This is a genomic window from Algoriphagus sp. UBA3586, from assembly GCF_002376385.1.
Taxonomy (GTDB): Bacteria; Bacteroidota; Bacteroidia; order Cytophagales; family Cyclobacteriaceae; genus Algoriphagus; species Algoriphagus ornithinivorans.
This window is the reverse complement of the sequence record NZ_DFMT01000003.1, coordinates 58,167-67,383: the sequence shown is the minus strand read 5'-3', so window position 1 is coordinate 67,383 and position 9,217 is coordinate 58,167. Positions and strand designations below refer to the sequence as shown.

The 9,217-nt window shown below is 39.7% G+C and carries 9 protein-coding genes and 4 tRNA genes; 8 read left to right on the top strand and 5 right to left on the bottom strand.

What is annotated here, in order from left to right:
* The 5 genes from B2906_RS00515 to B2906_RS00495 form a co-directional block, all read right to left on the bottom strand.
* Positions 1-218: carboxypeptidase-like regulatory domain-containing protein (locus tag B2906_RS00515; RefSeq protein ID WP_286935213.1), on the bottom strand; the 218-nt coding region annotated here is incomplete at its 3' end.
* A gap of 301 nt (positions 219-519) precedes the next feature.
* A complete protein-coding gene (locus tag B2906_RS00510) occupies positions 520-1,656 on the bottom strand; it encodes an ATP-binding protein (RefSeq protein WP_286935212.1) in 1,137 nt (378 codons plus the stop codon).
* 224 nt (positions 1,657-1,880) lie between these two features.
* Positions 1,881-2,441, bottom strand: coding sequence for a ribosome recycling factor (frr, locus tag B2906_RS00505; protein ID WP_219956911.1), 561 nt, complete (start codon positions 2,439-2,441; stop codon positions 1,881-1,883).
* 5 nt (positions 2,442-2,446) lie between these two features.
* Positions 2,447-3,157, bottom strand: a complete 711-nt coding sequence (pyrH, locus tag B2906_RS00500; RefSeq protein WP_219956910.1) for a UMP kinase — start codon at positions 3,155-3,157, stop codon at positions 2,447-2,449.
* Positions 3,158-3,293: 136 nt separating this feature from the next.
* Positions 3,294-3,788, bottom strand: a complete 495-nt coding sequence (locus tag B2906_RS00495; protein ID WP_091652784.1) for an acetyl-CoA carboxylase biotin carboxyl carrier protein subunit — start codon at positions 3,786-3,788, stop codon at positions 3,294-3,296.
* Between the two features lie 74 nt (positions 3,789-3,862).
* On the opposite strand from B2906_RS00495, the gene B2906_RS00490 reads away from it, so the two are divergent.
* The 8 genes from B2906_RS00490 to nusG all read left to right on the top strand — a co-directional run bounded on the left by B2906_RS00490 (position 3,863) and on the right by nusG (position 9,217).
* The gene (locus B2906_RS00490; RefSeq protein WP_219956909.1) at positions 3,863-6,490 is read left to right on the top strand and encodes a M1 family metallopeptidase; all 2,628 of its coding nucleotides are present in this window, start codon (positions 3,863-3,865) and stop codon (positions 6,488-6,490) included.
* 148 nt (positions 6,491-6,638) lie between these two features.
* Positions 6,639-6,721 (top strand) — tRNA-Tyr (locus tag B2906_RS00485).
* A gap of 105 nt (positions 6,722-6,826) precedes the next feature.
* Positions 6,827-6,899: transfer RNA gene (locus B2906_RS00480), tRNA-Gly, on the top strand.
* A 33-nt stretch (positions 6,900-6,932) separates the two neighbouring features.
* Positions 6,933-7,004 (top strand) — tRNA-Thr (locus B2906_RS00475).
* A 60-nt stretch (positions 7,005-7,064) separates the two neighbouring features.
* Positions 7,065-8,252: an elongation factor Tu gene (tuf, locus tag B2906_RS00470; RefSeq protein ID WP_091652789.1), complete on the top strand. Its 1,188-nt coding sequence runs from the start codon at positions 7,065-7,067 to the stop codon at positions 8,250-8,252.
* A gap of 111 nt (positions 8,253-8,363) precedes the next feature.
* Positions 8,364-8,437: transfer RNA gene (locus B2906_RS00465), tRNA-Trp, on the top strand.
* 15 nt (positions 8,438-8,452) lie between these two features.
* Positions 8,453-8,641, top strand: a complete 189-nt coding sequence (gene secE / locus B2906_RS00460; RefSeq protein WP_091652792.1) for a preprotein translocase subunit SecE — start codon at positions 8,453-8,455, stop codon at positions 8,639-8,641.
* A gap of 18 nt (positions 8,642-8,659) precedes the next feature.
* On the top strand, positions 8,660-9,217 hold the full coding sequence (gene nusG, locus B2906_RS00455) for a transcription termination/antitermination protein NusG (protein ID WP_091652794.1): 558 nt from the start codon (positions 8,660-8,662) through the stop codon (positions 9,215-9,217).

Genomic DNA, 9,217 nt, shown 5'->3' with positions numbered 1-9,217 from the left:
ACAAATGAGGCGACCAATTCAATCTGCGAAGGAAAATCACCGGATATACTAAACTTGCCTTCCGCGTCGGTAGCAATTCCCTGAGTGGTGTTGTTTACAAAAACATTGGCAAAGGGAAGGGGAAGACCTGAATCCTTTTCAAGAACTAATCCACTGACTGTTTGAGCAGTAATATCTCCAAAGGCAAAAAGGAACAAAATAAAAAATAGGATTTTCATGTTTGATCACTAAAAAATGATGGTCAGGTAAAATACGCTTTTAAATTTAGTTTGACCTATTTTGCGACGAATTATTTTCAAATTGAATTACTTTATATATCAGCTTCCAGTCTGAAGGTTGGCCTTCAATCTGGACTTTCAATTGGCTTTTAATAAGATATCGATACATAAACTTCAAAAAAATCCATCAGTTGACTTGAAAAATGGCTCGCTTTGAATTTTAGGTAAGTTTTATTGGGTTAATTATCAGGAAGAATGCGATTTGGGATCGCTACTTTTATTCAGATCCAATATGGATTTTCTATCCCAAATCAGATAATTCATAAAAGTTATCTGGGCTGATTACCTGAAAGCTGGAATTGGTATAGGTTTGGCTGAAAATCTTAGGAAATTTAGATTTGGACTTAGGATTGTATTTGAATTCAAAACAGAAAAACATTCCATCTATTTCTTCGATATAATCGATTTCTTGTTGGTCATACGTTCTCCAAAAGTAAGTGTTGACAAACCTTCTGTTGTTTTGATTGTGCTTTAATCGTTCACTGACACAAAAATTTTCCCATAAGCCACCCAAGTCCATCCGCAAATCCAAAGCACTGAAATTCCTAATGATGGCGTTTCGAATTCCCAGATCATAAAAGTAAATTTTTTGGCTTTTATTAATTTCCTTTCTGAGGTTTTTACTAAAAGCGGGTAATCTGAAAATTACAAAAGCTTTTTCCAAAAGATCTAAATAGCGACTAACCGTATGTACATTAGTTCCTGCAATTTGCGCTAACTCATTCAATGAAGATTCACTCCCAAGCTGCATGGCCAATGCTTTCAAGAGTTTTTGAAGTATTTCTGGCTTTTTAACCGACTCAAACTGCAATATGTCTTTGTATAGGTAATTTGTGCTGATGTCTATTAATTCCTCTATTTTTTCTTCCCCTTCTTCCATAACTACCTGAGGATACAAGCCAAAACGAAGGTAGTTTGGTAGCTCACTTTTGAGTTTTATCAAATCTGAATGCTGGTGAATTTCCTGCAAGGAAAAAGGGAGCAATAAAAATTGCCTGGATCTACCAGTTAGAGGCTCAGAGATTTGATTTGAAAGTTCAAAGCTAGATGAACCTGTTGCGACAATTTGGACTGAAGGAAATGTATCCACCAAAACTTTAAGGGTTAAGCCAATTTGCGGGATGTGTTGGGCTTCGTCCAGAATGATTAATTTTTTTTTGCTAATAAAATCCTTTAAAAGGATCGAATTGGTGTTTGACAGAAGATCTTGATTTTCTTGCAACTCGCAATTTAAATAGGAGGAATCATCTGGATTGTCTTCCACAAGTTTTTTGACTAGCGTAGTCTTGCCAGTTCTTCTTGCTCCATAGAGAATGATGACTTTTCCCTTAAAGAGCTGTTTTTGAATAAGGGATAGAATTTTTCTTGTGATTTCCATTGCTTATAGTATCAACTTCACAAATTTAGCTAAATACATGAATACAACTTCATAAATTTAGCTAAATATGTGAATTTAACTTCATCAATTTAGCTAATTTCTGAAATTGGGAGTTTGGTAATCTCCAAAAAGCTAAACAGGTTGATTGGATTTCTTGCCCCCAATCAAAAAAAGCCACTCTCTTTCCGAAAGTGGCTTTTTAAAGTTAATGTACTGTCCTGTTTTTAGACTTTCATAATCTCAGCTTCTTTCTTAGCAAGAAGCTCATCTATTTTAGTGCTGTATTGATCTGTCAGCTTTTGCACTTTATCTTCTGCTCTCTTCACCTCATCCTCAGAAGCTCCTTCTTTTTGCAACTTTCTTAAGGATTCGTTGGTGTCTTTTCTTACAGTTCGAATGGAAATTTTTCCATTTTCACACTCATGCTTGGCCTGCTTTACCAAAGTTACTCTTCGCTCTTCCGTTAAAGTCGGGATTGTCAGGATGATGATCTCTCCGTTGTTTTGAGGGGCTAGGCCTAGATCTGAATTTATGATGGCTTTTTCGATTTCGCCGATCATATTTCTTTCAAAAGGCTTGATAGCTAAAGTTCTTGCATCTGGCGTGGTGACAGAGGATACCTGGTTCAATGGGGTAGGGGCTCCATAATACTGAACCAAAATTCCATCCAAAATATTAGGCATTGCCTTTCCAGCACGGATTTTTAATAGTTCTGAAGCAGTATGATCCACTGCTTTTTGCATCAGTTCCTGTGCTTCATCCAGATATAATTCGATTTCTTCCATAGTTTTTACAGTGAAGTGATCAATGTACCGATATTTTCCCCTTTTACTAAACTGCTGAGGTTACCGGCCTTATTCATATCAAATACGATAATTGGTAGATTGTTTTCTTGGCAAAGTGTAAATGCAGTCATGTCCATGACATTGAGGTTTTTTTCATAAACCTCGGAAAAAGAAATGGTTTGATACTTAGTTGCCGTCTTGTCTTTCTCAGGATCTGCAGTGTAGACGCCATCTACTCTTGTTCCTTTCAGAACCACATCCGCTTCGATTTCAATGGCTCTTAAGCTGGCTGTAGAATCAGTGGTAAAATATGGGTTACCAATACCTGCACCAAAAATTACTATCCTGCCTTTTTCAAGGTGACGGATTGCTCTTCTTCTTATAAATGGTTCGCACACTGATTCAATTTTGATTCCTGACATCAGACGGGTATATAATCCAGCTTGTTCCAAAGCACTTTGTAACGCCATGGCGTTGATCAAAGTAGCAAGCATACCCATATAATCCCCCTGAACTCGATCTATCCCCGATTTTTCAGCCTGAACTCCTCTGAAAATATTTCCTCCTCCAATCACAATTGCAATTTCTACACCTAGTTCTTTTACTCTTTTGATTTCTTGGGTGTACTGCTGCAGCCTGTTGGGATCAATTCCGTAATTTTTTTCTCCCATCAATGCTTCTCCACTCAGTTTCAGGAGGATGCGTTTATATTTCATTTCTCTAAAGATTTAAAAGGAATGCCCATTTGACTTTGGACACAAAATAACCCGACAAATATAATTTCTTCCGTTCAGAATGCTAATCAAATTTGGATTGAATCTGGGATTAGACGGGAAATCCAAGCAGGATTGATTAAAATGTAATCAGGACCTGATTTTTTTCGACACTCTGTTTTAGGTTAACTTTGATCTCTTTTACAATTCCATCTCCTGGGGATTTGATGGTATTTTCCATCTTCATTGCTTCCAAAATCAAAACCACATCTCCTTTCTTTACCTCATCGCCCGGCTTGACTTTCAAATCCAGGATCAATCCCGGCATAGGAGCTTTGATGTCTTGAATACCGGTATTTTCCAGCGCATCCATTCCCAATTCTTCCAATAAGAGATCGAATCGGTCTTTTAACTTCAGTTCGACTACCTTTTGGTTCAATTTGATTTGGAGCGTCTTACTTTCACGATCCAAAGCAACTAGCTCTGCTTCAAGGGATTGATGGTTTTTGATAAAATGAATCTTTCGATCTGAAATCCATCGCATATCCCAATCAAAAATTTCATCGTTAACTTTGACGTGTTGATCGGTTTTTTCAACCGAATAGGTCTTGTCCTTAATGATAACTGAAAACATTCCTGCTAATTTAAGCCTTTAATTCTCCCTGAACTTTCAAGTCTCCAAGAGATTTCTCTCCAAATATCCAATAAATGATTACGATGCCAAAGAATATTTTGCAATTCCCTGCCTCATTTTTTTTGATGGCGGGGCTTTTGATTTTTTCAGCCTGTAAAACTTCAGAACCCACTAGCAAAACTTCGGGTCAAAGCGCTCAGGTTTTAAGTCCACCTGTTGAGCAAATTAATGAAGATTCGCTTCAATATGTCTTATTAAAAAATCGCAAAGAGCGAGAGCTCCTGAATTATCAGGCAAGTGCTACCCGAAAAGTTGATATCCTACACACAGAATTAGACTTAAGTTTTGATTATCAAAAAACCGCCGTCATTGGAATCGCTAAGATTAGCTTGACTCCTTTTGCAAAAAGTCAAAAAACGGTTACGCTGGATGCGAAGGACTTTGAATTGGGGAAGATCAGCGGAAAAACGCGAGGACAAGAAAGCAATTTGAATTATCGCTATAATCAAAAGCAGGTAGAAATCCATCTTCCGGAAGCTCTAAATCCCGGCGATACGCTTCTTTTAACTATCGCCTACACGGCATTTCCGGAAAGAAATTCTGGACAGGGTTCGGAGGCAATCACTGATACCAAAGGTTTGTACTTTATTGACCCAATGGACACGATCCCGGGTAAGCCCCGAATGATTTGGACTCAGGGAGAGACAGAACATAATTCCAAGTGGTTTCCCACAATTGATAAGCCTAATGAGCGCTTTACCCAAACCATTCACCTGACAGTGGCTGATTCTTTGGTGACTATCAGTAATGGGGTGTTGACCAAACAGACAAAACTGGATAATGGAATGCGAAAGGATACTTGGGAGCTCCGTATTCCTCATGCTCCTTATTTGGCAGCTATTGCCATCGGGGATTTTGGAAAGGTGGAAGCGAAGCATGAAGATTTGCCATTAGCCTATTATGTGGAGAAAGGATATGAAAAAGGTGCCGAAAAAGTCTTTGCCCATACGCCTGAAATGATGGCTTTTTTTGAAAAAAAATTAGGGGTAAAGTTCCCTTGGCCAAAATATGATCAAATCGTAGTAAGAGATTTTGTTTCCGGAGCCATGGAAAATACCACTGCTTCGATTTTTATGGAAGAGTTGCGGCTTACTGAGCGGGAAGCCATAGATTCTGAATGGGATTATATCATTGCCCATGAACTCTTTCACCAGTGGTTTGGTGATTATGTTACCGCAGAATCCTGGTCGAATTTGACGCTTAATGAGGCTTTTGCCAATTATTCAGAATACCTCTGGAACGAATATAAAAATGGGAAAGACGAGGCAAAGCTGAAGCTGATCACCGAAAAGGAAACCTATTTTCAGGAGGCCTTGTCTAAAAAAGTCAATTTGATTCGCTTCTATTATGAGGATAATGAGGATATGTTTGATTCCCATAGTTATTCCAAGGGTGGAGTGATTTTGCATATGTTGAGAGAATATGTGGGAGACGAGCTATTTTTTCAATCATTAAATAACTACCTAACTACTCATGCGCTGAGCAGTGTGGAGGTGCATGATTTAAGACTAGCTTTCGAAAAAACCACTGGAGAGGACTTGAATTGGTTTTTTAATCAGTGGTTCTTGGATAAAGGTCATCCTGAATTGGAAGTTGATGTAGATTATTCCATCCCTGAAAATATTTTGATTAGCGTCAGTCAAAGGCAGGACTTGAAGGAATTTCCGCTGTACAAAATTCCTTTTGAAGTGAGTTGGTACGAGGAGGGTAGCCGAAAAAGCAAACGTTTTGAGTTAAATCAGGCTTTCCAGCAATTTGCCTTAGAGAATCAGACTCCTGTAGATCAGATTTATTGGGATGAGGAAAAAAATCTATTGCTGGAGAAAACAATTAAAGTTGATTCGGCATTCATGAGAAAGCAATTTTTAGAGTCGCAAGTAGGAGTAGCTCGCTATGAGGCTTTGGATAGTCTGGTAGCTTGGGAAAATTTCGAAGTCTTGCAGGAATTGATTCCTAACGCTTTGAAAGATGAGCTTTGGTCTATTCGCGAATTGGCATTAAGAATTACACAAAGCCATCCGGAATGGTTGCTTGACAGTCAGGACTTGGAAGATTTGATTTTTGAAATAGCCGAGGGAGATACCAGGAATTCTGTTCGGGCAGGCGCAATTGATGTCTTGGGGGCATATGATCCCTTCAAGTATCAGGCTGCGCTGAAGAGATATGTCAACGATGAGTCTTATCTTATTGCAAGTTCGGCCTTGATGGGCTTGGTGGCTTTGGGGGAAGAAGGACCGGGAGACGATTTTATGGAGCGTTTTGCCGGAGAGGATAATTTCAGGATAGTGATTCCAATGGCAGATTATTATCTCAACACTGCTAAGAAAGGAAAGGGAGATTGGTTTGAGCAAAAGGCCAGATCCTTGAAAGGAGAAGGGTTGTACTACTTTCTGGGATACTATGCAGAATATTTTGTGACCTTTCCTGAGGAAGGTAGAGATAAAGCTTTGGCATTTCTTTTTGACAAAATGGAAAATAGTAATCAGATATTTGTTCGTTTGGGAGCATTCCAAGGACTCTTGGGTTTTGCAGATGATGAGGATGTAGTGGCCAGAATTAAGAGGATTGCAGCTAAGGAAAGCATGCCCCAAGTGAAAAATTACTTTGATTATTTCCTGCAGGCCCTTTCAGATGAAAATTAATTCATTGATTTAGAAAGAATTGGAGCATTTAGGGATAAAATATTTTTAAAAATAAAATCCATGCTTTGAATCTTTCGGAAAAGGCTATAATTTTGCCATCCGTTAAGACAACAAGAGAAGAAAAAAACTTGAAATCTTAGCGCTAGTTGGGGGAATACCAAAGCGGCCAACTGGGACGGACTGTAAATCCGTTGACTTATGTCTTCACAGGTTCGAATCCTGTTTCCCCCACAAATTGCCTAAATGTGAAATTTTTTCCTAGTTTTGCAGGGCGAAAAAATATTCGGCGTAGCCGGATCGATTAAGGTACCACCTGAGTCGGTTAAATTAATAAAAGCGGGAGTAGCTCAGTTGGTAGAGCGGCAGCCTTCCAAGCTGCAGGTCGCGGGTTCGAGCCTCGTCTCCCGCTCTATGCTTTTCTCTGAAAAGCATCGGGTCATAAGCCGACGTAGCTCAGGGGTAGAGTACTTCCTTGGTAAGGAAGGGGTCACGGGTTCAAATCCCGTCGTTGGCTCATAACGGCTTTAAATTAAATCTAAACATATCTTTAAACTTAAACTGAGGATTTTCACGCATGGCAAAAGCAACATTCGACCGTTCCAAGCCGCACGTTAACATCGGTACGATTGGACACGTAGACCATGGCAAAACAACTTTGACTGCCGCCATTACTACCGTATTGGCAAAAAAAGGTCTTTCTGAACTAAGAGATTTCTCTTCCATTGATAACGCTCCGGAAGAAAAAGAAAGAGGTATTACTATTAATACTTCTCACGTAGAATATCAAACTGAAGCTAGACACTACGCTCACGTAGACTGTCCAGGTCACGCTGACTACGTTAAAAACATGGTAACTGGTGCTGCTCAGATGGACGGCGCTATCCTAGTGGTAGCCGCAACTGACGGACCAATGCCACAAACTAGAGAGCACATCCTTTTGGCTCGTCAGGTAGGTGTTCCTGCGCTAGTTGTATTCATGAACAAAGTAGACATGGTGGACGATCCAGAGCTTCTTGAGCTTGTGGAAATGGAAATCAGAGAACTTCTTTCTTTCTATGAATTCGACGGTGATAATATCCCTGTAATCGCTGGTTCTGCACTTGGTGCATTGAACGGTGAAGAGAAGTGGGTTGAGACAGTAATGGAATTGATGAATGCAGTAGATACTTACATTCCTCTTCCTGAGCGTCTAATCGACAAAGACTTCTTGATGCCAGTTGAAGACGTATTCTCGATCACTGGTCGTGGTACTGTAGCTACTGGACGTATTGAGAGAGGTGTAATCAACTCTGGTGATCCAGTAGATATCATCGGTATGGGTGCTCAAGGCCTTAAGTCAACTGTGACTGGTGTTGAGATGTTCCGTAAGATCCTTGACAGAGGTGAAGCTGGTGATAACGTAGGTCTATTGTTGAGAGGTATCGAAAAATCTCAAATCAAGAGAGGTATGATCATCTGTAAGCCAGGATCAGTAACTCCTCACGCTCACTTCAAAGCTGAAGTTTACGTACTTTCTAAAGAAGAAGGTGGGCGTCACACTCCTTTCTTCAACAAGTACAGACCTCAGTTCTACTTGAGAACTACTGACGTAACTGGTGAGATCAAACTTCCAGAAAACGTAGAAATGGTTATGCCTGGTGATAACGTAACTATCGAAGTAAACTTGTTGAATGCAGTTGCATTGGAGAAAGGTCTTCGATTCGCTATCAGAGAAGGTGGTAGAACAGTAGGTGCTGGTCAGGTAACTGAAATTCTAGACTAATCATCTGAATCTTTAATATACAATGCGATCCTGAAGTTTTTTGGGATCGCATTTGTTTCTTAAGAGAGTTATCTCTAATTTTGCGTTCCCATTAGCGGAGCGTTCATTCACACGGGCATAGTTCAATGGCAGAATAGCGGTCTCCAAAACCGTTGATGGGAGTTCGAATCTCTCTGCCCGTGCCAGTAAGTTATTACACTATGAATCTAAAAAACTTTGTCCTCGAATCGTATGATGAGATGAAAAACAAGGTCACTTGGCCTAAGTTTTCATTTCTGCAAAATTCTGCGGTATTGGTGTTGGTAGCATCTTTAATCTTCGCCCTATTTATAGGTGTGATAGATTTAGGATTTGAAAACATCATGACTTGGTTTTATGATTTATTCTAATTGAATTGACATTACAGAATGGCTGAACATAAATGGTACGTACTCAGAGTAGTAGCGGGACAGGAAAAGAAGACTAAGACTTATCTGGACAATGAGATCCAGAGACAGAAGATTGAAGAATTCATTCCTGAGGTCCTGATTCCTTCTGAGAAAGTATATGAGATGCGTAATGGCAAGAAGCGTGTTCGAGAAAGAAATTTCTTTCCTGGATACGTTTTAGTCAATGCTGATCTCTCCAATGGTGAAGCCAATCACGTAATAACAAGCATTCCGGGCGTCATCGGATTTCTTGGATCAAACCAGGGGGGAGCTTCCAAAACCCCTGAACCATTACGCCAGTCAGAAGTCAACCGTATCTTAGGAAAGGTTGAGGAGATTGATGAGTTTGCCGAGAAGTTAGATACACCATTTATAGTCGGAGAGTCCGTTAAGGTAATGGACGGGCCCTTCAGTGGATTTACCGGGACTATTGAGGAAGTATTTGATGACAAGAAGAAATTGAATGTTATGGTCAAGATCTTCGGTCGAAATACTCCTGTTGAATTAAACTTTATACAAGTAGAAAAACAAGACTAA

Bases quoted from the DNA above. Each gene is read 5' to 3' on its own strand.
- B2906_RS00510 (WP_286935212.1), bottom strand. From the start codon at position 1,656: ATGGAAATCACAAGAAAAATTCTATCCCTTATTCAAAAACAGCTCTTT.
- frr (WP_219956911.1), bottom strand. From the start codon at position 2,441: ATGGAAGAAATCGAATTATATCTGGATGAAGCACAGGAACTGATGCAA.
- pyrH (WP_219956910.1), bottom strand. From the start codon at position 3,157: ATGAAATATAAACGCATCCTCCTGAAACTGAGTGGAGAAGCATTGATG.
- B2906_RS00495 (WP_091652784.1), bottom strand. From the start codon at position 3,788: ATGTTTTCAGTTATCATTAAGGACAAGACCTATTCGGTTGAAAAAACC.
- B2906_RS00490 (WP_219956909.1), top strand. From the start codon at position 3,863: ATGATTACGATGCCAAAGAATATTTTGCAATTCCCTGCCTCATTTTTT.
- tuf (WP_091652789.1), top strand. From the start codon at position 7,065: ATGGCAAAAGCAACATTCGACCGTTCCAAGCCGCACGTTAACATCGGT.
- secE (WP_091652792.1), top strand. From the start codon at position 8,453: ATGAATCTAAAAAACTTTGTCCTCGAATCGTATGATGAGATGAAAAAC.
- nusG (WP_091652794.1), top strand. From the start codon at position 8,660: ATGGCTGAACATAAATGGTACGTACTCAGAGTAGTAGCGGGACAGGAA.